The sequence below is a fragment of the Actinoplanes sp. NPDC048988 genome (assembly GCF_043197815.1).
Taxonomy (GTDB): domain Bacteria; phylum Actinomycetota; class Actinomycetes; order Mycobacteriales; family Micromonosporaceae; genus Actinoplanes.
Genome location: NZ_JBICTW010000009.1, coordinates 239,053 through 264,265 on the forward strand (window position 1 = coordinate 239,053; position 25,213 = coordinate 264,265).

At 71.1% G+C, this 25,213-nt stretch carries 24 protein-coding genes and 2 pseudogenes; 16 read left to right on the forward strand and 10 right to left on the reverse strand.

Features of this window, described 5'->3' with window-relative positions:
- Positions 1–66: 66 nt before the first annotated feature.
- Positions 67–789 (reverse strand): hypothetical protein, encoded by a 723-nt coding sequence (locus tag ACGFJ7_RS27400; protein ID WP_392644571.1) that lies wholly within the window; start codon positions 787–789, stop codon positions 67–69.
- Between ACGFJ7_RS27400 and ACGFJ7_RS27405 the strand changes: the two are divergent.
- Positions 670–1,128, forward strand: a pseudogene (locus tag ACGFJ7_RS27405) (alpha/beta hydrolase); the annotation flags it as partial. The gene ACGFJ7_RS27400 and the pseudogene ACGFJ7_RS27405 sit on opposite strands and share 120 nt — an antisense overlap.
- Here the strand turns inward: ACGFJ7_RS27405 and ACGFJ7_RS27410 are convergent.
- On the reverse strand, positions 1,017–2,486 hold the full coding sequence (locus ACGFJ7_RS27410; RefSeq protein WP_360252770.1) for a trehalose-6-phosphate synthase: 1,470 nt from the start codon (positions 2,484–2,486) through the stop codon (positions 1,017–1,019). The pseudogene ACGFJ7_RS27405 and the gene ACGFJ7_RS27410 sit on opposite strands and share 112 nt — an antisense overlap.
- Positions 2,487–2,533: 47 nt before the next feature.
- Positions 2,534–3,334 (reverse strand): DUF308 domain-containing protein, encoded by an 801-nt coding sequence (locus ACGFJ7_RS27415; RefSeq protein WP_360252773.1) that lies wholly within the window; start codon positions 3,332–3,334, stop codon positions 2,534–2,536.
- 139 nt (positions 3,335–3,473) lie between these two features.
- Here ACGFJ7_RS27415 and ACGFJ7_RS27420 point away from each other — a divergent pair, with 139 nt between their 5' ends.
- Positions 3,474–4,199 carry a lysophospholipid acyltransferase family protein gene (locus tag ACGFJ7_RS27420; RefSeq protein WP_392644488.1) on the forward strand — a complete coding sequence of 242 codons (726 nt, stop codon included), beginning with the start codon at positions 3,474–3,476 and terminating at the stop codon, positions 4,197–4,199.
- Here the strand turns inward: ACGFJ7_RS27420 and ACGFJ7_RS27425 are convergent.
- Complete coding sequence (locus ACGFJ7_RS27425; RefSeq protein ID WP_392644565.1) at positions 4,153–4,830, reverse strand: Crp/Fnr family transcriptional regulator; 678 nt, start codon at positions 4,828–4,830, stop codon at positions 4,153–4,155. The two genes, ACGFJ7_RS27420 and ACGFJ7_RS27425, sit on opposite strands and share 47 nt — an antisense overlap.
- A 298-nt stretch (positions 4,831–5,128) precedes the next feature.
- Here ACGFJ7_RS27425 and ACGFJ7_RS27430 point away from each other — a divergent pair, with 298 nt between their 5' ends.
- The 5 genes from ACGFJ7_RS27430 to proC all read left to right on the forward strand — a co-directional run bounded on the left by ACGFJ7_RS27430 (position 5,129) and on the right by proC (position 9,073).
- Positions 5,129–5,983: a phosphotransferase enzyme family protein gene (locus ACGFJ7_RS27430; RefSeq protein WP_392644490.1), complete on the forward strand. Its 855-nt coding sequence runs from the start codon at positions 5,129–5,131 to the stop codon at positions 5,981–5,983.
- Between the two features lie 22 nt (positions 5,984–6,005).
- Positions 6,006–6,494: a polyadenylate-specific 3'-exoribonuclease AS gene (locus ACGFJ7_RS27435; RefSeq protein ID WP_360252788.1), complete on the forward strand. Its 489-nt coding sequence runs from the start codon at positions 6,006–6,008 to the stop codon at positions 6,492–6,494.
- A 29-nt stretch (positions 6,495–6,523) separates the two neighbouring features.
- Positions 6,524–7,021: a pyridoxamine 5'-phosphate oxidase family protein gene (locus ACGFJ7_RS27440; protein WP_360252791.1), complete on the forward strand. Its 498-nt coding sequence runs from the start codon at positions 6,524–6,526 to the stop codon at positions 7,019–7,021.
- 146 nt (positions 7,022–7,167) lie between these two features.
- Positions 7,168–8,196, forward strand: a complete 1,029-nt coding sequence (locus tag ACGFJ7_RS27445) for a 6-phosphofructokinase (RefSeq protein ID WP_360252794.1) — start codon at positions 7,168–7,170, stop codon at positions 8,194–8,196.
- Positions 8,197–8,257: 61 nt separating this feature from the next.
- The gene (gene proC, locus ACGFJ7_RS27450) at positions 8,258–9,073 is read left to right on the forward strand and encodes a pyrroline-5-carboxylate reductase (protein WP_360252797.1); all 816 of its coding nucleotides are present in this window, start codon (positions 8,258–8,260) and stop codon (positions 9,071–9,073) included.
- On the opposite strand, the gene ACGFJ7_RS27455 is transcribed toward proC, so the two are convergent.
- A complete protein-coding gene (locus tag ACGFJ7_RS27455; RefSeq protein WP_360252800.1) occupies positions 9,070–9,747 on the reverse strand; it encodes a DUF429 domain-containing protein in 678 nt (225 codons plus the stop codon). The two genes, proC and ACGFJ7_RS27455, sit on opposite strands and share 4 nt — an antisense overlap.
- A gap of 219 nt (positions 9,748–9,966) precedes the next feature.
- On the opposite strand from ACGFJ7_RS27455, the gene ACGFJ7_RS27460 reads away from it, so the two are divergent.
- The 4 genes from ACGFJ7_RS27460 to ACGFJ7_RS27475 all read left to right on the forward strand — a co-directional run bounded on the left by ACGFJ7_RS27460 (position 9,967) and on the right by ACGFJ7_RS27475 (position 15,699).
- Positions 9,967–11,445: a glycosyl hydrolase family 18 protein gene (locus ACGFJ7_RS27460; protein WP_392644493.1), complete on the forward strand. Its 1,479-nt coding sequence runs from the start codon at positions 9,967–9,969 to the stop codon at positions 11,443–11,445.
- An 83-nt stretch (positions 11,446–11,528) separates the two neighbouring features.
- Positions 11,529–12,935: a class II 3-deoxy-7-phosphoheptulonate synthase gene (locus ACGFJ7_RS27465; protein WP_360252806.1), complete on the forward strand. Its 1,407-nt coding sequence runs from the start codon at positions 11,529–11,531 to the stop codon at positions 12,933–12,935.
- Positions 12,928–13,953, forward strand: coding sequence for a threonine aldolase family protein (locus ACGFJ7_RS27470; protein ID WP_392644495.1), 1,026 nt, complete (start codon positions 12,928–12,930; stop codon positions 13,951–13,953). Before ACGFJ7_RS27465 ends, ACGFJ7_RS27470 begins: the two co-directional genes overlap by 8 nt.
- Positions 13,954–14,172: 219 nt before the next feature.
- Complete coding sequence (locus ACGFJ7_RS27475; protein ID WP_392644497.1) at positions 14,173–15,699, forward strand: diguanylate cyclase; 1,527 nt, start codon at positions 14,173–14,175, stop codon at positions 15,697–15,699.
- A gap of 70 nt (positions 15,700–15,769) precedes the next feature.
- Here the strand turns inward: ACGFJ7_RS27475 and ACGFJ7_RS27480 are convergent, their stop codons facing one another.
- The gene (locus ACGFJ7_RS27480; RefSeq protein ID WP_392644499.1) at positions 15,770–16,414 is read right to left on the reverse strand and encodes a CDP-alcohol phosphatidyltransferase family protein; all 645 of its coding nucleotides are present in this window, start codon (positions 16,412–16,414) and stop codon (positions 15,770–15,772) included.
- A gap of 2 nt (positions 16,415–16,416) precedes the next feature.
- Positions 16,417–17,334, reverse strand: a complete 918-nt coding sequence (metF, locus tag ACGFJ7_RS27485; protein ID WP_360252818.1) for a methylenetetrahydrofolate reductase [NAD(P)H] — start codon at positions 17,332–17,334, stop codon at positions 16,417–16,419.
- Between the two features lie 50 nt (positions 17,335–17,384).
- Here metF and ACGFJ7_RS27490 point away from each other — a divergent pair, with 50 nt between their 5' ends.
- Entirely contained in the window at positions 17,385–18,449 is a 1,065-nt protein-coding gene (locus ACGFJ7_RS27490) for a polyprenyl synthetase family protein (RefSeq protein ID WP_360252821.1), read from the forward strand.
- On the opposite strand, the pseudogene ACGFJ7_RS27495 reads toward ACGFJ7_RS27490, so the two are convergent.
- The 3 genes and pseudogenes from ACGFJ7_RS27495 to ACGFJ7_RS27505 all read right to left on the reverse strand — a co-directional run.
- Positions 18,432–18,621, reverse strand: a pseudogene (locus ACGFJ7_RS27495) (IS110 family transposase); the annotation flags it as partial. The gene ACGFJ7_RS27490 and the pseudogene ACGFJ7_RS27495 sit on opposite strands and share 18 nt — an antisense overlap.
- 259 nt (positions 18,622–18,880) lie before the next feature.
- Positions 18,881–19,234 carry an Rv2175c family DNA-binding protein gene (locus tag ACGFJ7_RS27500; RefSeq protein ID WP_360252824.1) on the reverse strand — a complete coding sequence of 118 codons (354 nt, stop codon included), beginning with the start codon at positions 19,232–19,234 and terminating at the stop codon, positions 18,881–18,883.
- Between the two features lie 272 nt (positions 19,235–19,506).
- Positions 19,507–19,650: a hypothetical protein gene (locus ACGFJ7_RS27505; protein ID WP_360252827.1), complete on the reverse strand. Its 144-nt coding sequence runs from the start codon at positions 19,648–19,650 to the stop codon at positions 19,507–19,509.
- Positions 19,651–20,157: 507 nt separating this feature from the next.
- Between ACGFJ7_RS27505 and pknB the strand changes: the two genes are divergently transcribed.
- From pknB to ACGFJ7_RS27525, 4 genes are all read left to right on the forward strand, one after another.
- Positions 20,158–22,098 (forward strand): Stk1 family PASTA domain-containing Ser/Thr kinase, encoded by a 1,941-nt coding sequence (pknB, locus tag ACGFJ7_RS27510; protein ID WP_360252830.1) that lies wholly within the window; start codon positions 20,158–20,160, stop codon positions 22,096–22,098.
- Positions 22,089–22,955, forward strand: coding sequence for a deoxyribonuclease IV (locus ACGFJ7_RS27515; protein ID WP_360252833.1), 867 nt, complete (start codon positions 22,089–22,091; stop codon positions 22,953–22,955). The genes pknB and ACGFJ7_RS27515 overlap by 10 nt, the downstream gene beginning before the upstream one ends.
- Before the next feature lie 148 nt (positions 22,956–23,103).
- Positions 23,104–23,571 carry a MarR family winged helix-turn-helix transcriptional regulator gene (locus ACGFJ7_RS27520; RefSeq protein ID WP_360252836.1) on the forward strand — a complete coding sequence of 156 codons (468 nt, stop codon included), beginning with the start codon at positions 23,104–23,106 and terminating at the stop codon, positions 23,569–23,571.
- Between the two features lie 47 nt (positions 23,572–23,618).
- Positions 23,619–25,055, forward strand: coding sequence for an MFS transporter (locus ACGFJ7_RS27525; protein ID WP_392644502.1), 1,437 nt, complete (start codon positions 23,619–23,621; stop codon positions 25,053–25,055).
- Positions 25,056–25,213: the final 158 nt, after the last annotated feature.

The window sequence follows — 25,213 nt, forward strand, 5'->3', positions numbered from 1 at the left end:
GCCTACTGCGTCGATTCCGCTCGTTGCGCCTACTCCGCGCATTCCGCCAATTCGCGTGGCGAGAAATCAGTAAATATCCTTTTTGTACCCGGCGGTGAATGGAGGCGCTGGCTTTGGGGCAGCCGCGTGTTGCTCGGGCGCCGCGGCACGGCCGAGCGGAGCGCCGGCGCTGGCCGCGGCGGTGTGGCTGAGCTTGGGCGCGGCGGTGAGGTCGAGGCTGGGCGCGGCGCCGATGTCGGGCGTAGCGGTGAGGTCGAGGCTGGGCGCGGCGCCGATGTCGGGCGTAGCGGTGAGGTCGAGGCTGGGCGCGGCACCGATGTCGGGCATAGCGGTGAGGTCGAGGCTGGGCGCGGCACCGAAGTTGGGCGTAGCGGTGAGGTTGAGGGTGGGCGTGGCGGCGCGTCTGAGCATGGGCGTGGAGGTGAGGCTGAGCCCGGGCGAGGCGCCGGTGTCGGGCGTGGCGGTGAGGTCGAGGCAGGGCGGGGCGCTGGTGTTGGGCGCGGCGGTGTGGGGGCAGCCGAGCGGGGCGCTGGTGTTGGGCGCGGCGGTGTGGGGGCAGCCGAGCGGGGCGCTGGCGTTGAGCGCGGCGGCGAGGGCGACGCCGGGCGCGACGGCGGAGCCCGGGCCGGCCGTCGGGATGTCGGTGCGGGAAGGCTTGGCGGCCGGGCCGGGGCCGAGGCTGTTGCTGAGCACTGGCTGGGGCGGGCGGCGGAGCGCGGCTACGCGGCGCATGTTCTGGTGCCTCGGGGTGGGGGTGGGCTGCGCGAGCATGTGCATGATGTCGTTCAAGTGGCGGCTTCGCTTCCGGCGCGTGTGGTTCTGGTCGGGCATGGTGAGGGTGCGCGCGTGGTCGCGTACGCCATGGGGCGTTATCCGGCGAAAGCCGGGGTTCTGATCTGTCCGGTGATGCGCGACAAAGTGGCGCCGCGGGTGGTGGGCCGGGCGCCGGTGCTTGTCGCCGGGAGCCCCGACGATCGGGTGGTCGGTATGAAAGGGCTCGAGCGGGTGGCGGGGCTCTACGGGGCGGCGCCGTTGCTCTTTCCGGGGCTGCGCCACGATCTGGTGCTGGACGCCGAGCCGATCGGGGCCGTTCTCGACTGGCTCGACAAGGAGAGTGTCGTCAGGTAGTCCTGGGCCCAGGCGTGGATGTCGTGGACGGTCAGGTACTGGCGCATGGCGGCCATCCGGCGGGCCAGGTCGGCCGGGGCCGCGCTCGTCGCGTGCAGCAGCGTGTCCTTCAAGCCGTCCACGTCGTGCGGGTTGACCTGGAAGGCGTCCTCCAGTTCGGCCGCCGCGCCCGCGAACTCGCTCAGCACCAGGGCGCCCGTGTCGTCGCGGCGGGCCGCCACGAACTCCTTCGCGACCAGGTTCATGCCGTCGCGCAGCGGCGTCACGACCATGACGTCGGCCGTCTGGTAGAGGGCGGCCAGGTCGGCCCGGTCGAACGGCTGGTTCAGGTAGTGGATGGCCGGCTCGCCGACCCGGCCGTACTCGCCGTTGATCCGGCCCACCTCGCGCTCGATCCGGTCCCGCAGCGCCCGGTACGTCTCCACCCGTTCCCGGCTCGGCACCGCCACCTGCACCATCACCGTGTCGCGGACCTCGATCCGGCCGTCGCGCAGCAACTCCGAATAGGCCGTCAGCCGATGCTCGATGCCTTTCGTGTAGTCGAGGCGGTCGACGCTGAGCAGGACCTTCTTCGGCGACCCGAGGTCGTGCCGCAACTTCTTGGCCTGATTGATGACGTACGGGCGAGCCGACAGCGACCGCATCTCGGCCACGTCGATCGACACCGGGAACGCTCCCGTGCGTACCACCCGGTCCTCGAGGACGATCGCGTCGTCCGCGCCCTCCGCCCCCAGCAGTTTCGCCGCCAGCTGGGCCACGTTGTGGGCCGCCTGCGGGCGCTGGAAGCCGACCAGGTCGGCCCCGAGCATTCCGCGCAGCAGCTCGACCCGGCGGGGGAGCTGCATGAACAACTCCGGCGGCGGGAACGGCACGTGCAGGAAGAATCCGATCAGCAGGTCGGGCCGTAGCTCCCGGAGCAGTTGCGGCACCAGCTGCAGGTGATAGTCCTGCACCCAGACCGTGGCGCCGGGCTCGGCCACCTCGGCCGCCGCCTCGGCGAACCGGCGGTTGACCGCCCGGTACGTCTCCCACCAGCCCCGATCGAAGACCGGCGGCTCGACCGCGTCGTGGTAGAGCGGCCACAGTGTCGAGTTGGCGAATCCCTCGTAGTAGCCGCGCGTCTCGTCCTCGTCGAGGACCACCGGGTGCAGCCGCAGGGTGCCCAGATCGGCCGGCGGCCGGGCCTGGCCGACCGTTCCGTCCCAGCCCACCCAGGTCGCCGGGGTCTGCTGGAGGATCGCGTGCAACGCTCCGGCCAGGCCGCCGGGACTTCGGCGCCACTCGCACGCCCCGTCCGGGGCGGCGCTGTCATCGAGCGGAAGACGGTTGGCGACGACGACCAGTGAGCTCTGGCGCATCACCGAAGGTTACCGGACGACTACCGGTGATCTATAGCGACGGTGGTCTATACAACAGCGCCGTCGTCGTAGTCGTCGTCCTCGTCGTCACCGGAGCGCAGCCGCCAGACCAGCATCACGGCGCCGGACACGATCGCCGCGAAGCCGAGGACCGTCACGTAGTCGCGGTCGATCGGCAGCAGGCGCGGAAAAAGGAAGAGCACGAAGCCGACCACCACGCCGAGCACGCCGAACACCGCGTACTTCGAGATCTTGGGCAGCGGCGGGGGAGGAGGCGGCGTGTACCGCTCGTCCTCGTCATCGTCGTCCGGGTTGTCGGGCAGGTCGTCGAGGCCGTCGAGCACCGACGGATCGACCTTGTCGGTGCGCCGCCGGTTGAGCGAGACGCCGGAGAAGTCGGCCGCCGACTGGAGCCCGCCCAGACGCGGCGGCTCCTTGGGCGGCGCGTCGATGCCCTCGGCCTCGGGCCAGGGGGCCGCGGTCGGATCGACCGTCGTGTGGAAGCCGGCCACGATCTTGGCCCACTCGGCCTCGATGTCGGGCTCGGCCGTCGGGTCCTCGGGCGGGGTGGGCAGCGCGCCGCCGGTCACCTTGTGCAGATGTTCGCGGGCCGTGTCGAGGTGGGCCCGGTCGACGAAGAGCCGGTCGGTCGGCCGCGCGGGCAGGGTGGTGGCGCGCAGGATCGGGTTGAGATCGGCCGTCGGCTGCAGGTACGCGGCGATGCCGCCGGCTGCCAGCACGTCCAAAAGGTGTTCACCGACGCGCGGATCCACGTCGCCCGCGGCCGCGTAGTCGGCCGCGTCGAGTCCGTTGTCCCGCCGTCCCCGGCGAGCACCACCCGCTGTCACTCCTGCACACTCCCTCGCCCGACCGTGCCTTGAATGGTGACACGACATGGACCGGTTGCGGGAGTGCGTTGTGGCGCGCCGTCCCGCTTCGTACGCTTCCTCTGCGCCTCGATGTCCCGGAAGTCCAGGAAAGGACGCCGTGTTCTACTGGCTGCTCAAGTACGTGGTTCTCGGACCGCTTCTCAAGTTGCTCTTCCGCCCCGAGGTGCGCGGCCTGTCCCACCTGCCCCGGAACGGCCCGGTGATCCTGGCCTGCAACCACCTGTCGTTCTCCGACTCGATCTTCACACCCCTCATGGTGGATCGCAGGGTGACCTTCGTCGCGAAAGCCGAATACTTCACCGGCAAGGGGATCAAGGGCTGGCTCATGCGGCAGTTCTTCGCGGGCACGGGGACGATCCCGGTCGACCGTTCCGGTGGCAAGGCCGCCCAGGCGGCCCTCGAGACCCTGCTGAGGGTGCTGCGCGAGGGCGGCGTCGCCGGCATCTACCCGGAGGGCACCCGCTCGCCCGACGGCCGGCTCTACCGGGGCAAGACCGGGGTGGCCCGGCTCGCCCTGGAGAGCGGCGCCGTGGTGGTGCCGGTCGCGCTCCTCAACACCGACGAGATCCAGCCCACCGGCACGCTCATTCCCAAGGTCCAGCGCGTACGGATGCGCTTCGGCGCCCCGCTCGACTTCTCCCGCTACGCCCAGTCGAAGGGCGACCGTTTCGTCGAACGGGCCATCACCGACGAGATCATGTACGAGCTGATGGCCCTCTCCGGCCGCGAGTACGTAGACGTGTATGCCTCGTCGCTGAAGACCTCGATCGAGGCCCCTAGCTCACCATCCCGGCGCGGCGCCGGAGTGCCGGAAGGTCGGTGACGACGATGCGGCGGCCCTCGGTGCGGAGCCAGCCGCGGCTGGCGAAGGAGCCGATGGCCTGGTTGACGCTCTGGCGGGAGCCGCCGGCCATCTCGGCCAGCTGACTCTGGTTGAGCTCGATCGTGATCATCGGAGCCTGGCTCTCGCCCGCGAGCCGGACCAGGGTCTTGGCGACCCGGCCGGGCAGGTCGAGGAAGACGTGGTCGGTGTTCTGCTCGGTGAGCCGGCGGATCAGCGCGCCCACCGACCGCATGACGGCGTCGAGGATCCGCGGGTTGGAGTGCACCAGGTCCATGAAGGCGGCCCGGGACAGGGTCAGCGCCTGGCAGTCCTCGATCGCCTCGGCCGAGGTGCTGCGGGTCGAGGCGTCCAACAGGGACACTTCGCCGAGTACGCCCGGTGGCCGCACCACGGTCAGGACGGCCCGCTCACCGGTCGGTGCGGTGCGGAAGATCGCCACCGCGCCGCGCCGCAGAATGATCAGTGACTCGCCGGGATCGTTCTCGACGAAGAGGATCTGTCCTTTTCGGTACGTCCGTGGCACGGCGGCCGCGATCACTCGCTGACGGACGTCCGGCTCGAGTCCGGCGAACATGTCGACGCCGGTCAGCGCGTCGCCGTTGTCCGGCATGCGATTGTCCACGGCGTCATCCCTCCCCCGGTGGGACCGCGTGTGTTGCGAGCGGCCGAACGCGCCGCCCCCCGGCGCGAACGATCACTCTTAGCACAGAGCCACCCACCGGCGCCATTTCTGCGCACGTGTGCCCGCGAGCGCCTCATAGGATCATGTCGTGCCGGTCGCTATCTGTAAACCTCTCAATTGCGAACGGTGAGCGCCGGGAGGGCTTCCTGAACGTCTTCAGGATGGTGGCGGGGAGGTAGGACGGGATGTCCGTTGCGTTTGCCGACTGTGCCCGGATAATCCCGCCGTGCCGGATGACGAGCTTCTTGAATCGACGCTGCGGGCCCAGTGGCATTTGGTCCCCGCCGAGATCACCGCCCTCCCGGACGTGCTCATGTCACACGGATGGGAGGTGACGGCCGGATCCGAGAGGTACGTCGTCCGGCTCACCGAGACCGGCTGCCGCCAGCCGGTGGAGGCCGGCCTGGCAGCCGCCGAGCATCTGCGCGGCCGCGACATCGCCGTCGGCGAGCCGGTGCGGACCCTGTCCGGCGGCCTGACCGCGCAGACCGAGCACGGCGCCTTCGCCGTGCTGCGCCGGGTGCCGGGCCGCCGCCTCGACGGGGCCGACCCGATCGACCAGCAGTTCTGGGGCGACCGGCTGGGCGCCGCCCACCGGGCCCTGCAGGGGTTCCACCATCCGGGCCTGCGGCCGTGGCAGCTGCTCGACCCGGACGCCCCGCACCTGGCCGGCGAGCCGTGGCTGCGCGCCGTGGTCCTCGACGCGGTCACCGCGGTCACCAGGGTCACGGTCACCGATCGGCTGACCTACGGGGTGCTGCACGGGGACCCGGCCCCGGACGTCTTCGTGGTCGATCCGGGCACCGGGCGGGCCGGGCTGCTCGACTGCGGGGCCAGCGGCCTCGGCCCGCTCGTCTACGACGTGGCCGCCGCCGTCGCGTACGCGGGCGGCCTGAGTCAGGGTGCCGAGCTGATCGACGGCTATGTCGCGGCCGGCCCGGTCGGGGCGGACGAGCTGTACGCCGTACTCCCCGTTCTGTTGAAGTTGAGGTGGGCCGTCCAGGCCGATCGCGCGGTGCGGCTCGGGCTTCCGGAGACTCTGAGGAGTGCAAAAGCGGCCCTCGACGCCATGGGGCAGTGACCGTGGTGGAGGATGTCCCCCGATGCCATACCGCTACTTTTATGACTGCGAGTTCATCGAGGACGGGCTCACCATCGACCTCGTCTCGATCGGCGTGGTCGACGAGTTCGGTCGCGAGTTCTACGCGATCAGCACGGAGTTCGACGACAGCAAGGCCATCCCCTGGGTGCGCCGCAACGTCCTCGACAAGCTTCCCTCGCCCGCCGACAAGGCGTGGCGCTCCCGGGAGCGGATCCGCGACGACCTGTACGCCTTCCTGACCGAGCCGGTCGAGGGCCGCAACGAGCAGATCGAGCTGTGGGCCTGGTTCGCCGCCTACGACCATGTCGCGCTCGCGCAGCTCTGGGGCGCCATGCCGGCCCTGCCGCGCGACATCCCCCGGTTCACCAAGGACCTGCGCCAGCTCTGGGACGACAAGGGCCGCCCGCACCTGCCCTCGATGTCGGGCCGGCACGACGCCCTGGTCGACGCGAAGCACAACCTGGCCCGCTGGCGCGCCATGGGTGGTTGAGCCGCGCCCGTCGGGGAATTGCCGGAGGTATGACGAACACCGAGCAGGAACAGCGCGACAAGGTCAAGCAGATGGTCGCCGACGCCCGCATCTGCATGCTGGCCACGATGACCGCCGACGGCAAGCACGTGAGCCGGCCGATGGCCCTCCAGGACGTCGAGTTCGACGGCGACCTCTGGTTCTTCACCTATTCGACGTCCGACCTGGTCGAGCAGATCGCCCTGCACCCGCAGGTCAACGTCGCTTTCAGTGACCAGAAGCAGAACAACTGGATCTCGGTGTCGGGTACGGCGGTCCGCACCGACGACCCGGAGAAGGCCCGCGAGCTCTGGAATCCGGCGCTCAAAGCCTGGTTCCCGGACGGACTCGAGACGCCGGAGCTTACGCTGGTCAAGGTGCATGCGGAGACCGCCGAGTACTGGGCCGCGGCGCACAGTTCGAAGGTCGTGACGCTGCTGGGCTACGCCAAGGCGGCCGTAACCGGAAAGACCCCGGACGCGGGGGAGAACGAAACCGTCAGGCTGTAGCGGGGCGCTTCGGGGCGGTGTGAGCCGGACCGCTAAAGTTCGGCTTGCGGCCCGCCCCGGGCCCGGCAACGCTGCCGATCACTCGCTCCCTGGGGCTCGACGGGCCTGTGCAACCTCGCACCTGAAATCAGGGAGGACGAGCAATCATGCGTATCGGCGTGCTCACCGGCGGCGGCGACTGCCCCGGTCTCAACGCGGTGATCCGGGCGGTGGTCCGCAAGGGCGTCGCCGCTTACGGCCACGAGTTCGTCGGGTTCCGCGACGGCTGGAAGGGCCCGCTCGAGGGCCTGACGAAGCCGCTCGGCATCGCCGAGGTCCGCGGCATCCTGCCGCGCGGCGGCACCATCCTGGGCTCCTCGCGCACCAACCCCTTCAAGATCGAGGGCGGCGTCGAGAAGATCAAGGCGAACCTGGCCGAGCAGGGCGTGGACGCCCTGGTGGCGATCGGCGGCGAGGACACCCTCGGCGTCGCCACCAAGCTGAACGACCTCGGCGTCAACGTCGTCGGCGTGCCCAAGACGATCGACAACGACCTCAACGCCACCGACTTCACCTTCGGCTTCGACACCGCCGTCAACATCGCGATGGAGGCCATCGACCGGCTGCACACCACGGCCGAGTCGCACCACCGCACGCTGGTCGTCGAGGTCATGGGCCGGCACGCCGGCTGGATCGCCCTGCACGCCGGCCTGGCCGGTGGCGCCAACGTGATCCTGCTGCCCGAGCGCCCGTTCGACGTCGAGCAGGTCGCGACGTACGTGACCAAGCGCTTCGAGGTCGAGTACGCGCCGATCGTCGTCGTCTCCGAGGGCGCCCAGCCGCTCGACGGCCAGATGTCGCTGCAGAGCAAGGAGCTCGACTCCTTCGGCCACGTCCGCCTCGGCGGCATCGGCCAGTGGCTGGCCGAGCAGCTGGAGGAGAAGACCGGCAAGGAGGCCCGTACGGTCGTCCTCGGTCACATCCAGCGCGGTGGCACCCCGACGGCGTTCGACCGGGTGCTCGCGACCCGGTTCGGCCTGCAGGCGATCGACGCCGTCCACGAGGGCGACTTCGGTAAGATGATGGCGCTGCGGGGCACCGACATCGTGCGCGTGCCGCTGATCGAGGGCACCGGCGAGCTCAAGACCGTTCCGCTGTCGCGGTACGAAGAGGCCGAGGTCTTCTTCGGCAGCTGAGCTACGGCTTTGTCAGAGGGCGGCCGCGAGGCCGCCCTCTTTCTTCTTTCAAGGGGCGGGTATGACGAAGCAGACGGTGGCCGTGATCGGCGCGGGCAAGCTCGGTGAGCTGGTCCTCTCCGGACTCCTGCGCTCCGGCTGGCCGGCGCCGAAGGTGCTGGCCACGACCCGCCGCCCGGAGCGGGCGGCCGAGCTGGCCGAGCGCTACGGCATCCGCCCGGTGCTCAACCTGACCGCGGTGACCCAGGCCGAGGTGCTGCTGATCGCGGTGAAGCCGCAGGACGCGGGCCGGCTGCTCGAGGACTTCGGGCCCAAGGTGCCGCCGGAGACCCTCGTGGTCTCGCTCTGCGCCGGGCTGCCCACGAGCTTCTTCGCCGACCGGCTGCCCGGTGGCATCCCGATCGTGCGGGTCATGACGAACACGCCGGCCCGGGTCGACGAGGCGATGACCGCGATCTCGCCGGGGCCGTACGCGACTGTCGATCACCTCACGGTCGTCGAGGAGATCTTCCGGCCGCTCGGCCGGACGCTGCGCGTCCCCGAGTCCCAGCAGGACGCGGTGACAGCGCTCTCCGGCTCCGGCCCGGCGTACTTCTACCTGCTGGTCGAAGCCATGATCGACGCCGGCATCCTGCTCGGGCTGCCCCGCCAGGTGGCGCACGAGCTGATCGTGCAGACCGCCGTCGGGTCGGCGGCCATGCTCCGCGACTCCGACGAGCACCCGGTGAAGCTGCGCGAGGCGGTCACCTCACCCGCCGGCACGACCGCCGCGGCCCTGCGCGAGCTCGAGGTCCACGGCGTACGGGCCGCGTTCCTCACCGCCCTCGAGGCCGCCCGCGACCGCGCGCGAGCGATCGCCACCGAGATGTCGAGTTAGTACCAGATCGCGATCTTGGAGCCGTTGTTCTCCTCGGGGGGCGAGGGGTGGCTCAGCGCGGTCCCGGTGGCCATGCGGTGGGCCGACCAGGCGACGGCGGCCGCGTCCAGGATGTCGTCGGGCGGGGCCTGCCCGGCCGGGCCGATCGCGTCGGGCAGCACGATCCCGTTGCGGGCGAGCAGTTCCCGGCGCCGGGCCTGGCCGGTCCACGTCTTCTTGGCGTACTGAAGGGGCTCGCCCGCCATCGTGCGGAACGAGACCTCGGGGTGCGCCTCGAAGAGCAGGCCGGGATGACGTTCCCAGATCGCGTTGGCCTCGAGCAGCTTGGGCCGCAAGGCCCAGGACTGCCGGCTCAGGCCGGCGCCGGTCAGTTCCCGGCAGAGCCGGTTGGCCGCGGCGAAGTCGGACTCCTGCCAGACGGCCCGGGGCGGCACCCGGAAGACGCTGCCGCGGCGGGGTCCGAGCTGGTCGGCGGCGAGGGTGTCGGCCGCCCGCCAGGTGTCGGGGAGCATGCCGAGCGGGATGTCCACGCCGATCACCGACGCGCCGGAGCTGCCGGCGACTATCTCGTAGAGCGTGGAGGCCAGAACGGCCCGCCCGAAGGCCCCGTCGCGGAGCTCGACCCCGACCCAGCCGAGAGCGTAGGCATCGACTCCGATAACTCGGACGGTCATCGGCGGCGCGCGGGCTCGAGGGCTACGACGTCGAAGATGGTCATGACGGAAGACTACGTGTTGTGTCCGTGGATGTGCACCCCGTAGCGGTGCGCTCCGCAAAGTTAAGCCTTTGCGTAATCCCTTCACCCCATCTTGACGACTGTGAATATCTGTGACTACCGTCTCCTTCACTGAACTTTCAGGAAAGTTTCCTAATCGTTCGACGAGGAGTCAGAAGTGCAGAAATCCCTCCGTCGCGCCACCCTGGTGTCGGCGATCGTGGTGGTCGCGGCGACCGCCACGGTCCCGGCCACCATGGCGTCGGCCGCTGCGGCCTGTGCCCCCGCCTGGTCCTCCACCGCCACGTACGTCAAGGACAACGTCGCTTCGCAGAGCGGACACAACTACACCGCCAAGTGGTGGACCCAGAACGAGTCCCCGGCCACGCACAGCGGACAGTGGGACGTCTGGATCGACAACGGCGCGTGTGGCGGCACCACGCCCCCGACGACACCCCCCACCACCCCTCCGACGACACCCCCGACCACCCCGCCCACGACTCCTCCGACCACCCCGCCCACCACGACCCCGCCCGGGACGAGTGGCAAGAACGTGGTCGGCTACTTCGCGCAGTGGGGCGTCTACCAGCGCCAGTACTTCGTCAAGAACCTGGTCACCTCGGGCTCGGCCGCGAAGCTGTCGCACATCCTGTACGCGTTCGGCAACACCACCGGCGGCCAGTGCACGATCGGTGACTCCTACGCCGACTACGACATGGCGTACACCGCCGCCAACAGCGTCGACGGCGTGGCCGACACGTGGGACGCCGGAGCGCTCCGCGGCTCGTTCAACCAGCTGCGCAAGCTCAAGAAGCAGTACCCGAACATCAAGATCATCTGGTCGTTCGGCGGCTGGACCTGGTCCGGTGGCTTCACCCAGGCCGCGGCGAACCCGACCGCGTTCGCCAACTCCTGCTACAACCTGATCAAGGACCCGCGCTGGTCGGACGTCTTCGACGGCATCGACATCGACTGGGAGTACCCGAACGCCTGCGGCCTGAGCTGCGACGCGAGCGGCCCGGCGGCGTACAACAACGTCATCACCGCGCTGCGGAACAAGTTCGGCTCGAACTTCCTGATCACCTCGGCCATCACGGCCGACGGCTCCAACGGCGGCAAGCTGGACGTGGCCGACTACGCGTCGGGCATCGCGAAGCTGAACCTGATCTTCCCGATGACCTACGACTACTTCGGCGCCTTCGCCGCGCAGGGCCCGACCGCGCCGCACTCGCCGCTCACCTCGTACACCGGCATCCCGCAGGCCGGCTTCTACTCGGACGCGGCGATCCAGAAGCTCAAGAGCAAGGGCGTGCCGGCCAACAAGATCCTGCTCGGCATCGGCTTCTACGGCCGCGGCTGGACCGGGGTCACCCAGGCCGCGCCGGGCGGCACGGCGACCGGCGCCGCGCCGGGCACCTACGAGGCCGGCATCGAGGACTACAAGGTCCTCAAGAACAGCTGCCCGCCCACCGGCACGGTGGCCGGAACCTCGTACGCCAAGTGCGGCAGCAACTGGTGGAGCTACGACACCCCGTCGACCATCGCCGGAAAGATGACCTACGCCAAGAACCAGGGTCTCGCCGGCGCGTTCTTCTGGGAGTTCTCGGGCGACACGAGCAACGGTGAGCTGATCTCGGCCATCAAGAACAACCTCTGAGCAGTAGCAGAGGCTCATCTCCTCAGGTGAGAAGAGGGGCACCGGGCGCAAGCCCGGTGCCCCTCACTCGTAGGCTTTCCGTCATGCGCCGTGAGTGGCACCAGCTTTCGTACCCGGGGGTCGGTAACCCCGCTCTGCAGACCTCCCGCCCCTCGACCGACTCCGCCGAGGACGAGGCCCTCGGCCTCGACGTCTGGCGCGGCCTGCCCCGCGTGCAGGTGCCGCCGTGGGAGGACCCGGCCGAGGTCGCCTCCGTCTGCGAGGTGCTCGACGTCGTACCGTCGATCGTCGCCCCGTACGAGGTCGACCAGCTGCGGGTCAAACTGGCCGAGGTCTGCGAGGGCCGCGCGTTCCTGCTCCAGGGCGGCGACTGCGCCGAGACGTTCGCCGACAACACCGAGAGCCACCTGCTGGCCAACGCGCGCACGCTGCTGCAGATGGCGGTCGTCCTCACGTACGGCGCCTCGATGCCGGTCGTCAAGGTGGCCCGGGTCGCCGGGCAGTACACCAAGCCCCGCTCGTCGGCGACCGACTCGCTCGGCCTGCCCGCCTACCGCGGCGACCTGATCAACTCGCTCGACGCGAACGAGGCCGCGCGCCGGGCCGACCCGCAGCGGATGATCCGCGCGTACGCCAACTCGGCCGCCGCCATGAACATGCTCCGGGCGTACCTGGCCGGTGGCCTGGCCGACCTGCACGGCCTGCACGACTGGAACAAGGACTTCGTCCGGGCGTCGCCGGCGGGGGAGCGGTACGAGGCGATCGCCCGCGAGATCGACCGGGCCCTCGACTTCATCCGGGCCTGCGGCATGACCGACAACGAGGCCCTGCGCACGGTCAGCCTGTACTGCTCGCACGAGGCCCTGGCGCTCGAGTACGACCGCGCGCTGACCCGGGTGAGCGACGGACGGGCGTACGGCCTCAGCGGTCATTTCCTGTGGGTCGGCGAGCGGACCCGCCAGCTCGACCACGCGCACATCGACTTCATCAGCCGGATCGCCAACCCGATCGGCGTCAAGCTCGGGCCCGGCACCTCGCCCGACACGGCGCTCGAGCTGTGCGAGAAGCTCAACCCGGACAACATCCCGGGCCGGCTCACCCTGATCAGCCGGATGGGCAACGGCAAGGTCCGCGACGCGCTGCCGCCGATCGTCGAGAAGGTCACGGCGGCCGGGGCCAAGGTCGTCTGGCAGTGCGACCCGATGCACGGCAACACGCACGAGTCGTCGAACGGCTACAAGACCCGCCACTTCGACCGGATCGTCGACGAAGTGCTCGGCTACTTCGAGGTCCACCGGGGCCTGGCGACCCACCCGGGCGGCATCCACATCGAGCTGACCGGCGAGGACGTCACCGAGTGCCTGGGCGGCGCCCAGGGCATCGAGGACCTCGACCTGCCGGACCGGTACGAGACCGCCTGCGACCCCCGCCTCAACACCCAGCAGAGCCTCGAGCTCGCGTTCCTCGTCGCGGAGATGCTTCGTGGTTGATCTACGGTCCGACACCGTCACCAAGCCGACCCGCGGGATGCGGGAGGCGATGTTCAGCGCCGAGGTCGGCGACGACGTCTTCGGCGACGACCCCACGGTCAACAGCCTTGAGGCGTACGTGGCCTCGCTGTTCGGCCACGAGGCGGCGCTGTTCGCGCCGAGCGGGTCGATGGCGAACCAGATCGCGCTCCAGCTCCACGTTCCGCCGGGCGGCGAACTGCTGGCCGGGGCGGACGCGCATGTCGTCACGTACGAGGTGGGGGCCGCGGCCGCCCTGGGTGGCATCTCCACCCGTACCTGGCCGTCGGTCGGCGCCGATCTCGACGTCGACCAGATCGCCGCGATGATCCGCCCCGCCGGTTACCCCTCGGTGCCGACGCGGGCGATCGCGGTGGAGCAGACGCACAATCTGGGCGGCGGCACGACCGTACCTCTGGCGACCTTGCGGGCCTTGAGGGATTTGTCGGAGAAATCGGGCGTCGGGCTTCACTGCGACGGCGCGCGGATCTGGCACGCGCACGTCGCGGACGGCGTCTCCCTCGCTGACTACGGCGCCTGCTTCGACACCCTGTCGGTGTGCCTGTCCAAGGGTCTCGGCGCCCCCGTCGGCTCGCTGATCGTCGGCAGCCGGGAGCGCATCGCCCAGGCCCGCGTCATCCGCAAGCGGATGGGCGGCGGCATGCGCCAGGTCGGCATCCTGGCCGCGGCCGGCCGCTACGCCCTCGACAACCACATCGCCCGCCTGGCCGACGACCACGCCCGCGCCAAGCGCGTCGCCGAGGCACTGGCCCCGTTCGGCGTGGTCGACCCGTCCCGCGTACGAACGAACCTGGTCCTTCTGGATCTCTCGAAGTCGTCACTGGACGCGCCCACCCTGGCCGCCCGCGCCGCCGAGCAGAACGTGCTGATCGCCGCCATGCTGCCGAAGATCGCCCGAGTCATCACCCACCTCGACGTCGACGACGCCGGCGTGGACCAGGCCATCGAGGTCCTGAGCGGCCTGCTCGCCGGCTCCTGACAGTTCGGCCGGGGCCGAAGGTTCCGGCTGATCTCATGGGCCCATGTCAGACTCTCGGCCATCACCACCCCGGCCGACCTGGCCCCGTTCACAGCCGATGATCTCGACGAGGCGCGCATGTACTACGGCGACGCCGTCGGTTTCCTCGGCCCGACCCCCTAAAGTCGGCGGTCGTGCGGCCGAAGGTGGGGCACACGACTGCGACCTTAGGGGTGGGCATTGGGTCAGGCCACCGTGCGCCGGCCGGCGCGGAACGCGTTCGAGGCGGAGTTGACCGCGCTGGTCGGGGCGGTCTACGCGAGTCACGACGGGCTGGCTGGGCGGGCGCTCGTGTTGGAGCGGGAGGCGCTGGCGGCCGGGGACCGGGAGTACGCGGCGCTGGCCCGGCTCGTGGTGGCCGACCTGGACAACCGGGGTGGGCGGCAGAATCAGGGCGTCCGGGACGCGCAGGCCGAGCTGAGCGCGGCCGCCGACCGGCTCGTGGTGGCGAAGGCGCACGCGGTCATCGCGGGTGGGCTGTGGCGGCTCGGTGACAACGCCGAGGCGGTCAAGCACGCGTACGAGGCCGACCGGCTGCTCACCGAGGACGATCCGCTGGTCCTGCGGGTCGACCACGCGGTCATCCTGGCCGCGCAGGTGAACGACCAGCGGCTGGGGCGGGTCTCGCACGAGGAGTACCGGGTCGCGCAGCGGCTGGCCGACCGGCTCGGGCACCCCGATCTGATCATCGCCAACCTGAACAACTGGGCCTGGTCCTGCTACCGCGAGGGCGACCAGCCGATGGCGTTGCGGCTGGCCCGGCGGATGGAGGAGCACAGCGCCCAGGCCGGCCACCCGATGAACACCTCCTGCGCCGACACCGTGGCCCGGGTACTGATGGCCGACGGGCAGACCGGGCGGGCCACCCGCGTCCTCGAGGACGCCCTGGCGCACGCGCCGTCCACCGACGTCGACGCCGTACCGGCCTGCCTGATCACGTTCGCCGAGATCCGCCGGGCCGAGGGTGACGTGCCGGGCGCGCTGGCCCTGCTCGAGCGCTGCCGCGAGCTGACCCGGCGCGACGACGTGCCCGAGATGGACGCGATCGCCCTGCGGCTGCTCGCCACGTGCCATGCCGATCTGGGCAACTTCGAGAGCGCGTACCGCGAAATGGTCGAGTTCCATCAGGCGTGGACGGCGCGCCGCACCGAGCAGAGCGAGGCGCTGACCTCGGTCACCCAGGCCCGCTTCGCCATCGACGAGGCCCGCCGCGACCGGGAACGCTTCCGCGAGCTGGCCGAACGCGACGCCCTGACCGGCCTGTGGAACCGGCGCCGCTCCGACGAGCACCTGGCCGCCGTGCTGGCGGCCGGCGTCACCCCGATGGCGGTGGCCCTCCTCGACCTGGACCACTTCAAGAAGGTCAACGACACCTTCTCCCACGAGGCCGGCGACTGCGTCCTGCGCCACGTCGGCGACCTGCTCCACACGCTGACCGGCCCCGACGGCCACGCCGCCCGCCACGGCGGCGAGGAGTTCGTGCTGTACCTGCCGCTGGATCCGGCGGGGGCGCTGAAGACCTGCGAGCGGGTACGGGCCGCGGTGGCCGCCCACGACTGGTCCGAGATCGCCCCCGGCCTACGGGTCACCACCAGCATCGGCCTGACCTCGCTGCGCCCCGATGACGACGCCCGCACGGTCCTGGCCCGCGCCGACGCCCGCCTCTACGCGGCCAAGAAGGGCGGCCGTGATCAAGTGCGTTGCTGAGTGCCGGTAACGAATCGGGGCCAGCGGCACGTGGCTCTCGTCGGCCGCCGCCCCTCTCCGGCCGTCCGGCTCAGCCGGCCAGGCCACGCCGGACAGCCACCGCCAATTGGACGGCGCCCACCACGGCCAAGGCCAGCCAGACGCCGGTGGCGGCCGTGGCCGCGACGGGCAGGACCGCCGCGCCGAGCAGGCCGAAGATGGCTACCAGGACGCGGGTGGGGCGTTCGGCGACCGTCACGGCGCCGATCTCGGACATGCCGGCGGCTGAGGCCCGGGCTCGGGCGTACTCGTGGAGCCAACTCAGGGCGCCCGCGATGACGACCAGCCAGCCGGGGGTGCCGGCCAGCCAGAACGCGGTCAGCCAGGCGGCCTCTCCCAGGCGGTCGGCGACCGAGTCGTACACGTAACCCAGCTTCGTGGTGCGGCCGCTGATCACCGCGACGGCGCCGTCCATGCTGTCGGCCAGGGCGGCCAGCAGGGCCAGAGCGGCCGCCAGGAGCAGGCCGGGGCGGCCCAGCACGGTGGCCGCCGGTACCAGCAGACACAGGAACAGACCGGCGGTGGTCACGGCCATCGGGCCGACGCGGCGGCGGGTCAGCCAGGAGCCGCAGCCGTACGCGAGGCGCACCCACCCGCGTACGAGAAAAGAAGCCCGGCGCGGGTCGAAACCGCCGTGCAAGCCGGACCAGGTCGCGGCGTACTCCTCCCAGAGCACGCTCAGACGGCTGCGGCCGCGGGGGCCAGCAGCTGCCACACCTCGCGAGTGGCGGTGGACCGGTTGAGGGTGATGAAGTGGACGCCGGGCACGCCCTCGGCCAGCAGCCGGGCGCACATCTCGGCGCACAGCTCGACCCCGAGGGCGCGGACGGCGGCCTCGTCGTGCGCCACCCGCTCGAAGCGGGCCAGCAGGGCCGGCGGGAACGGGGCGCCGGACAGCTGAGACGAGCGCTCGATCGTGGCCATCCGGGTCACCGGCATCACGCCGGGGACGATCGGGACGTCGCCGCCGGACGCGGTCACCCGGTCGCGCAGGCGCAGGTAGTCGTCGGCGTCGAAGAACATCTGGGTGATCGCGAAGTCGGCGCCGGCCCGGCACTTGCGGACGAAGTGGGCGGTGTCGGAGTCGACGTCGGCCGAGCGGGGGTGCTTGTACGGGAAAGCGGCCACCCCGACGCTGAAATCACCCGACTCCTTGACCAGGCGGACCAGATCCTCCGCGTAGAGCACACCCTCCGGATGGCGCACCCACTCGCCCATCGGATCGCCGGGCGGGTCACCGCGGACGGCCAGCACGTTGCGGATGCCGGCGCCGGCCAGCCGGCCGATGACGTTGCGGAGCTCGGCCACCGAATGGTCGACCGCGGTCAGATGCGCCATGGGCAGCAACGTCGTCTCGGTGGCCACCCGCTCGGTGACGGCGACAGTCGTGTCGCGGGTGGTGCCGCCCGCGCCGTACGTGATCGAGACGAAGTCGGGTTTCAGCGGCTCCAACTCGCGGATGGCGCGCCACAGCAGGCGCTCGCCCTCGGCGGTCTTGGGCGGGAAGAACTCGAACGAGAAAGTGGGCTCGGGCCCGGCGATCAAATCACCGATCGCGGGGGTGCCGGGCAGGCGCGAGGGCAGTCCGAGAGCCACACCCCGACTCTACCTTCAGCAGCGGGGGAGTCTTCGACTAGCGTTCGGACGTGCTTGCCACCGATGTCTCCGACCTGCGCGCCCGCGTCGACAAGGCGCTGGCCGCCTTCCTGGCCGCCCAGCGCGACCGCCTGACGATGATCGACCCGGCCCTGGCCGACGTGTCGGCCGCGCTCGAGGACTTCGTGCTCGGCGGCGGCAAGAGGCTGCGCCCGGCCTTCGCCTACTGGGGTTACCGCGGCGCCGGCGGGGCCGACTCCGACCAGATCGTGGCCGCCGTGTCGGCGCTCGAGCTGGTGCAGGCCAGCGCGCTGATCCACGACGACCTGATGGACCGCTCGGACACCCGGCGCGGCGAGCCGTCGGTGCACCGCCGCTTCGAGAGCCTGCACACGGCGGCCGGCTGGCGGGGCGGCTCGGCCGCCTTCGGCGACAGCGCGGCCGTACTGCTGGGCGACCTGTCCCTGGTGTGGTCGGACGAGATGTTGCAGACCTCGGGCGCCGGCGTCGCCGAGATCACCCGGGCCCGCCCGATCTTCGACGAGATGCGTACGGAGGTCACGGTCGGCCAGTACCTGGACGTGCTCACCCAGGCCACGGCGGACACGTCGGTCGAGCGGGCCGGGAAGGTGGCCCGCTTCAAATCGGCCAAGTACACGGTCGAGCGCCCGCTGCTGCTGGGTGCGTCCCTGGCGGGTGCGGGGGAGGACGTGTCTGCGGCGTACACGGCGTTCGGCCTGCCGCTGGGTGAGGCCTTCCAGTTCCGCGACGACGTGCTGGGCGTGTTCGGCGACCCGGCCCAGACGGGCAAGCCGGCCGGCGACGACCTGCGCGAGGGCAAGCGGACGTACCTGGTGGCGGCGGCGTTCGCGGCCCTGGACGAGAAGGGACAGGCGGAACTGGACGAGGGCCTGGGCGATCAGGGCCTGAACGACGCCGGCGTGGAACGCCTGCGCGACCTGATCCGCGACTCGGGCGCCCTGGCGGCCACCGAACAGCGCATCGACGAGCTCATGGCGGCGTCCCTGACCGCCCTGGAGGCGGCCCCACTGAACGACGAGGCCCGCGAGGTCCTGCGCCACTTGGCCGACGCCGCCACCCGCCGCACGGTCTGACAGCCGCGGCTTGACGATCTCGGTGAGTTTCGACCGGCCGGCCTTGCGCAGCCCGGCCGGGCCACCGCAGCGCTAGAGCAGTTCCAGGACCGCGGATCCGGTTGCTGATGCGGGTGACCTCGCCGGCGTCGGCCCGGCGCAGCGTGTGCGGCAGGGTGCGGGCGGTGCCGGCAGCCGCGTTACGGAGAGACCTGCCCAAGATTCGGGTGGCCGGGTCCCTGTCCGCGGTCTCGCCGACGCCACCCGGCCCGGCGACAACCTCGGCTGGGGACGATCAGAAAGGTAACGGGGCGGGGCTGCGGGCGGTTCGAGGCCGGGACGGCACAGGGCTTGGCGGGCACGCTGAAGCGCACGCCGCAGAGAGCCCGGCCCCGCGATGAAGCGGGGCGGCCCTTCTTCGGCGTGCGCCGGTGTGTCCGTACCTCTATGTCCTAGAAACCGATGGCCTGGGCCCGGCGCTTGACCTCACGGGCGCGGTCACCGCCCAGGGCTTTCGCCGCGTTGCCGTCCACGAGGGTGTCGTCGGGCTCGTAGAGCCACCGCAGGGCCTCTTCGTCGTTATACCCGGAGTCGCGCAGCAAGGTCAGGACGCCGGGGAGGTGCTTGAGCACGGTGTCGTTGGCAACGAGGTCCGCGGGGACCACTCGGACGTTGTCACGCTTCACCGCGAGCAGCTGCCCGTCGCGAATCATCTGGTGCACCTTGCTGATCGACACACCGAGCTTCGCGGACACGTCCGGCAGGTTGATCCACTCGGCCGGTCCGGCGGTTACGGAATCGCTCACTCCTACAGCGTGCCAGAAGAGCGGAGAGACAACCTCATGAGCCTGCTGCGCAGGACCCGTACGGAGATGGCCGGGGCGTGGCGTTCGCTGCGCTACGACATGGGCCGGGCGCCCGCCGAGCCGCCGGCGGGCGGGCCCGACGTGACGTGTACGGGCATGAGCACGTTCGGCGTGGTGCCGCCGGAGTCCGAGCCGGCGCCGCGGAAGAGGCCGCGGCGGGCGCTGGCGGTGACCGCGTTCGGGACGTTGACGGTGGTCGGGGCGGCGGGGGCCTATCTGGGGGTGGTGAACGGGCTGGGGTCGCTGATCTCCGAGCGGCCGGCGGCGGCGGACACCGTGGCCACCGCGGCCGCCCGGGCCGGGGTGGGGCCGGCGGCGGTGCCTTCGCCGGACGCGGCGGGGGTTCGGGGCGTCACGCCGGCGCCGGGTACGGTCGTGCCGCCCGCCACGAGCGGTCTCAGCGGTACTGGGACCGGCCTCGGCGCGGGCGCGAGGCTGGGCACGGGCGCCGGCGGCGGCCTCGTCGCTGCGGCGCCGCCCGCGCCGGGCGCGATTCCGGTTCCGGGCCGGGCAGCAAATACGGCAAATCCGATTAGTTCGGCGCGGCCGGTCAAGCCGACGAAGACGGAATGCCACTGTGCGCCGCCGCCGGTTCCGACGCCGACGGGGCCGACGGCGTCTCCCTCACCGACGCCGTCGGAGTCGAGCGGCGCGGAGCCGACACCTAGTGAGACGAGCGCCACTCCGGACGAATCGGTTGAGCCGAGCCCCAGTTGGCGGGGGCGCCGCCACCGACGGCATAACCACTAAATCCGGTTTTGTCGGGGTGAATGTCTCGGTTGGCGTCCACGCGAGTACCCGTTTGGACTCAGCTATGACATCCTGGACCGCCCCCACGCGAAAGACACATACACTTCACGCCGATGGACACCACAGTCGCCGACACGTTGATCGGCACGACGATTGACGGCCGCTACCGGATCACCGGTCGGGTGGCCCGTGGTGGCATGGCGACCGTCTACACGGCCACCGACGAACGACTCGAGCGCACCGTCGCTTTGAAGATCATTCACCCGTCGCAGGCGACCAATGTCCACTTCGTGGACCGGTTCACCGACGAGGCCAAGACGATCGCCCGGCTCACCCACCCCAACGTCGTCGCCGTGTACGACCAGGGCCGCCATCAGGGCCTGCCCTATCTGGTCATGGAGTACGTGCAGGGCCGCACCCTGCGCGACCTGCTCACGCAGCGGCGCCGGCTCAACCCGGTGGAGGCGCTGGCGATCCTCGAGCAGATGCTCGCCGCGATCGCCGCCGCTCACCGGGCCGGCCTCGTGCACCGCGACGTGAAGCCGGAGAACGTGCTGGTCGCCGAGGCGCCGAGCGGTGGTGTCGGCAACCTGGTCGACGCCGTCGTCAAGGTGGCCGACTTCGGGCTGGCCCGCGCCGTCGAGGCGAGCACGGCCGACGACTCCGGCCAGCTCATGGCCACTGTCGCCTACGTGGCGCCCGAGCTGGTCACCGACGGGCACGCCGACGCGCGGACCGACGTCTACTCGGCCGGCATCGTGCTCTTCGAGATGCTCACCGGGCGGGTGCCGTTCGACGGCGACGACCCGGTCGCCGTCGCCTGGCAACACGTCGACAACGACGTGCCGGCGCCGTCGAGCGTGGTCAAGGGCCTGCCCTCGGTGCTCGACGACCTGACCGCCCGGGCCACCCGGCGCGATCCGGGCGCCCGGCCGACCGACGCCGGTGCGCTGCTGGCCGAGGTGCAGACCGTCCGCGACGATCTCGGCGCGGCCAATGTCGAGACCGCGCTGCTGCGCCAGGTGCCCGCCTCCCGCGCCGCCATGGCCGACGCGACGACGGTGGTGCCGGCCGTGGCCGACCGGCCGACCTGGGCCCGGCTGCCGGGTCAGAGCGGCCCGCCGCCGCGCGGCCAGGAGTACACGGCCGGCCGCGTTCCCCGGTCGAGCAAGCGCAGCGGCCCCGACCGGCGCAAGATCTTCCTGTCGGCCGCCATCGCGGTCATGCTGCTGGTCATCGTCGGCAGCACGTGGTGGGTCTTCCTGGGCCGCTACGGCGACGCGCCGGCCATGGTCAACATGACGAAGGCCCAGGCCGAGTTGTACGCGGACCAGAACGGTTTCGACCTGTTCTACGCCGACGGGCAGTACAACGAGAACGTCCCCAAGGACACCGTCGTCAACCAGGACCCGGCGGCCGGTGAGCGGATCGTCCGGGGTGGCGCCATCACGCTGACGCTGTCGCTGGGCAAGGAGCGGTTCGCCGTACCGGACCTGGCCGGCCTGGAATTGACCGCCGCGCAGGGCGAACTCGAGCAGCTCGGCCTGAAGATCAAAAAGGGCGGCCACCAGTACAGCGACACCATCGCCGAGGGTGCTGTCATCTCGTCCGACCCCAAGGCCGGCACCGAGCTCAAGCGCGGCGACACGGTCACGGTGGTGACCAGCGACGGCAAGGCGCCGATCCAGGTGCCCGAGCTCGTCGGCAAGAACATCAACGACGTCCGCAACGAGCTGGCCGGGTTGGGCCTGCAGGCACAGGAGCGGTACAAGGACAGCGACGAGCCGGCCGACACGGTGATCGCGCAGACGCCCAAGCCGGGCACCGGCGCCGCCCGCGACGACGTGGTGACCCTCGACGTGAGCAAGGGCCCGCCGCTGGTGACCGTGCCCGACCTCACCAACCAGCCCTGCCGGCAGGCCGAGGCGACGCTGAAGGGCATGGGCCTCAACGTCCATATCGACTTCAACGCCGACGCCTTCGTCCGCAGTCAGCAGCCGGGCGGCAACACGCAGGTCGCGCCCGGCAGTGAAGTAAGGATCCAGTGCTTCTAAACCGCCGTATCGGTTCACACACCAAGACGTCGGGAGGGCTGGCCAAGGCCGCCCTCCCGTACGTCGACGCCGCCGGGTCGGAGACCCTTCAGGTGTACGTCTCCAATTCGCGGGGCTGGGCTCTCCCGTCCGGTGACCCGAAACAGGACACACTGTTCCGCGACGGCTGCGGCGAGCGCGGCGTCCCGGCGTACATCCACGCCTCTCTGCTCGTGAACCTCGGCTCGCCGACCGAGCTGACCGTCGAGCGTTCGGTGGGCGTGCTCGCGCACGCGCTGGAGCGTGGCCGGGCGATCGGCGCGACGGCCGTGGTCTTCCACGCCGGCAGCGCGGTCGACGAGGCCCACGGCGACAAGGCGTTCCATCAGCTTCACGAGGCTCTGCTGCCGCTGCTCGACCGGGCCGCCGCCGAGGGCCTGCCCCGGCTGCTCGTCGAGCCGAGCGCCGGCGGCGGCCGCAGCCTCGCCTCCAAGGTGCAGGATCTCGGCCGCTACCTGGCCGCGGTCGACAACCACGAGTGGCTCGGCGTCTGCTTCGACACCTGCCACGCGTGGGCGGCCGGTCACGACCTGGCCACCCCCGGCGGCATGACCGAGACCCTGGACGCGCTGGTGGCCACGGTCGGCCGCGAGCGTCTGCAGCTCATCCACGCGAACGACTCGAAGGACGAGTGCGGCTCCACCCGCGACCGGCACGAGACCATCGGCGCCGGCCGGATCGGCACGGCCGCCTTCGCCGAGCTGATGGCCCACCCGGCCACCGAGAACGTCCCGGTGATCGTGGAGACCCCCACGGTCGACCACGAGGGCCACGCGGCCGACATCGCCCTGCTGAAATCGCTGCGCCCGAGCGCATAGATATTCGGTTGTCCGCCCCGGCGGGGCCCTCGTACCTTGTCCACATCGGAGCCGCCGGGTCGGCCGGCGGGCCGACACGGGGGCAGGCCCGCCGACCGTCCCGGCCCGGGATCATCCCGTTCCGGATGATTCGAGTTATGCTGCGATGATGTCCGCCCCCGAACGCACCGAGCGCGACATCACCGGCCTGCTGAACGTCGCCGGTCACGCGCTCTCCAACCGGCTGGCCGCCGCCCTGTCGGAAATCGATCTGACGCCGCGCATGCAGTGCGTGCTCGTGCACGCGCTCGAGGAGGAGCGCACCCAGATCCAGCTGGCGGCGCTGGCGGACCTCGACAAGACGACCATGGTCAGTACGGTCGACGACCTCGAGAAGCGCGGCCTGGCCGAACGGAAGCCCTCGGCCACCGACCGCCGCGCCCGCATCATCTCGGTCACCGACAAGGGGCGCCTCATGGCCGAGGAGGGCCAGCGGATCGTCGACCGGGTGCACGGCGAAGCCCTCGACGGGCTGCCGGCTTCGACGCGGGCCGCGTTCGTCGAGGCGCTCGGCCGGTTGGCGGATTCTCCCCGCGATCCCGGCCCGCAGCCGGTCCGGCGGGCACGCGGAAGGTAGGTCGCTTCTAGATAGTCCGGAAGCGGATCATCTGTTACGGTCGGGCCATGAGCTGTTCCGTGCCTCGGCGCGCGGCCGCGTTGGCGGTCCTGTGCGCGATGTCGTTGATGATCGTTCTGGACAGCACGATCGTGGCTGTCGCCCTGCCGGACATTCAGCGCGAACTCGGCTTCTCGCCGGCCGGCGTCTCCTGGGTGGTGAACGCGTACCTGCTCGCCTTCGCCGGTCTGCTGCTGCTGGCAGGCCGGCTCGGCGACCTGCTCGGCGCCTGGCGGGTGTTCCTGGCCGGGCTGGGCGTCTTCGTGCTGGCCAGCCTCCTCTGCGGGCTCGCCACCAGCGCCGGGCTGCTCATCGCGGGCCGCTTCCTGCAAGGCGCGGGCGGCGCGTTCGCGGCGGCCGTGGTGCTCGGCATGATCGTGCGGCTCTACCCGTCGCCGCGCCCCCAGGCCCGGGCGCTGGGCATCTACAGCTTCACCCAGGCCGGCGGGGCGGCCCTCGGCTTCGTGGTCGGCGGCGTGCTCACCGACGCGCTGGGCTGGCCGGTGATCTTCCTGATCAACGTGCCGATCGGCATCGCGGTCTGGTTCTTCGGCCGCGGCGTCCTGCCCCGCGAGCCGGGGCTGGGCCTGGGCGCGGGCCTAGACCTCCCCGGCGCGGCGCTGATCACGGCGGGTCTGGCCCTCGGCGTGTACGCGATCACCCGTACCGGCTCGCCGGAAGCCCTCACACCGGCCACCGCGACTGGTGCGGCGGCCCTGATTCTCATTGCGGGTTTCCTGGTACGCCAACACGCCGCACCCCAGCCGCTGATCCCACTCCGCCTGCTCGGGCGAGGATGGCTGCTCCGCGCGAACGCGGTGGTGGTGCTGGTCTTCGCGACCGGCATGGGCTTCCAGTTCGTGAACGCGCTGTTCGTCCAGCAGGTGATGGGCTACGACGCACTCGGCACCGGCTTGGCGTTCCTGCCGACACCAATAGTGATCGGCGTGGTCTCGCTGTTCGTGGCGGCCCGGCTGACCGGCCGCTTCGGCCCACGACCGGTCCTGATCGCCGGCCTGGCGACGCTGCTGGCCGGCCTGCTCCTGCTGTCCCGGATCCCGGCCCAGCCGACATACCTGATCGACATGCTGCCGCCGCTGACGGTGATGGGCCTGGGCATCGGCGTAACCATCCCGTCGATCGTCATGCTGGCGATGGCAGGGGCGGCCCCGTCCGAGACAGGCATGGTGTCCGGCTTCAGCAACACGGCCCAGCAGACGGGCGGCGCCCTGGGCCTGTCCGTGCTGGCGGCAGTGGCGGCGGCCCGGGCATCGACGTCGAGCGCTCCGACCCCCACGGCCGAACTGCACGCCGGCTACACCTTGGCGTTCCTGGTGGCGGCGGGTTTTGTGCTGACCGCCCTGATCCTCACGGCGACATTGCTGCGCCACGCACCCCGGTCGTCCGCCCCACCCACGGAACCCGTCGCCGTCGCCACGGCCTGACTGGCGGTTCCCTCGATGGTGCTCGCTTTCCGAGCGGGTTCCGCGCCCGCTTTCCGAGTGGGTTCCGCGCCCGCTTTCCGAGTGGGTTCCGCGCCCGCTTTCCGAGTGGGTTCCGCGCCCGCTTTCCGAGTGGGTTCCGCGCCCGCTTTCCGAGCGTG

What these genes read in the sequence shown, in the direction of transcription:
- pknB (WP_360252830.1), top strand. Translation starts at nt 20,158, where the DNA reads ATGGACACCACAGTCGCCGACACGTTGATCGGCACGACGATTGACGGC.
- ACGFJ7_RS27465 (WP_360252806.1), top strand. Translation starts at nt 11,529, where the DNA reads ATGCGCCGTGAGTGGCACCAGCTTTCGTACCCGGGGGTCGGTAACCCC.
- ACGFJ7_RS27440 (WP_360252791.1), top strand. Translation starts at nt 6,524, where the DNA reads ATGACGAACACCGAGCAGGAACAGCGCGACAAGGTCAAGCAGATGGTC.
- ACGFJ7_RS27410 (WP_360252770.1), bottom strand. Translation starts at nt 2,486, where the DNA reads ATGCGCCAGAGCTCACTGGTCGTCGTCGCCAACCGTCTTCCGCTCGAT.
- ACGFJ7_RS27445 (WP_360252794.1), top strand. Translation starts at nt 7,168, where the DNA reads ATGCGTATCGGCGTGCTCACCGGCGGCGGCGACTGCCCCGGTCTCAAC.
- proC (WP_360252797.1), top strand. Translation starts at nt 8,258, where the DNA reads ATGACGAAGCAGACGGTGGCCGTGATCGGCGCGGGCAAGCTCGGTGAG.
- ACGFJ7_RS27435 (WP_360252788.1), top strand. Translation starts at nt 6,006, where the DNA reads ATGCCATACCGCTACTTTTATGACTGCGAGTTCATCGAGGACGGGCTC.
- ACGFJ7_RS27520 (WP_360252836.1), top strand. Translation starts at nt 23,104, where the DNA reads ATGTCCGCCCCCGAACGCACCGAGCGCGACATCACCGGCCTGCTGAAC.
- ACGFJ7_RS27425 (WP_392644565.1), bottom strand. Translation starts at nt 4,830, where the DNA reads ATGCCGGACAACGGCGACGCGCTGACCGGCGTCGACATGTTCGCCGGA.
- ACGFJ7_RS27455 (WP_360252800.1), bottom strand. Translation starts at nt 9,747, where the DNA reads ATGACCGTCCGAGTTATCGGAGTCGATGCCTACGCTCTCGGCTGGGTC.
- ACGFJ7_RS27525 (WP_392644502.1), top strand. Translation starts at nt 23,619, where the DNA reads ATGAGCTGTTCCGTGCCTCGGCGCGCGGCCGCGTTGGCGGTCCTGTGC.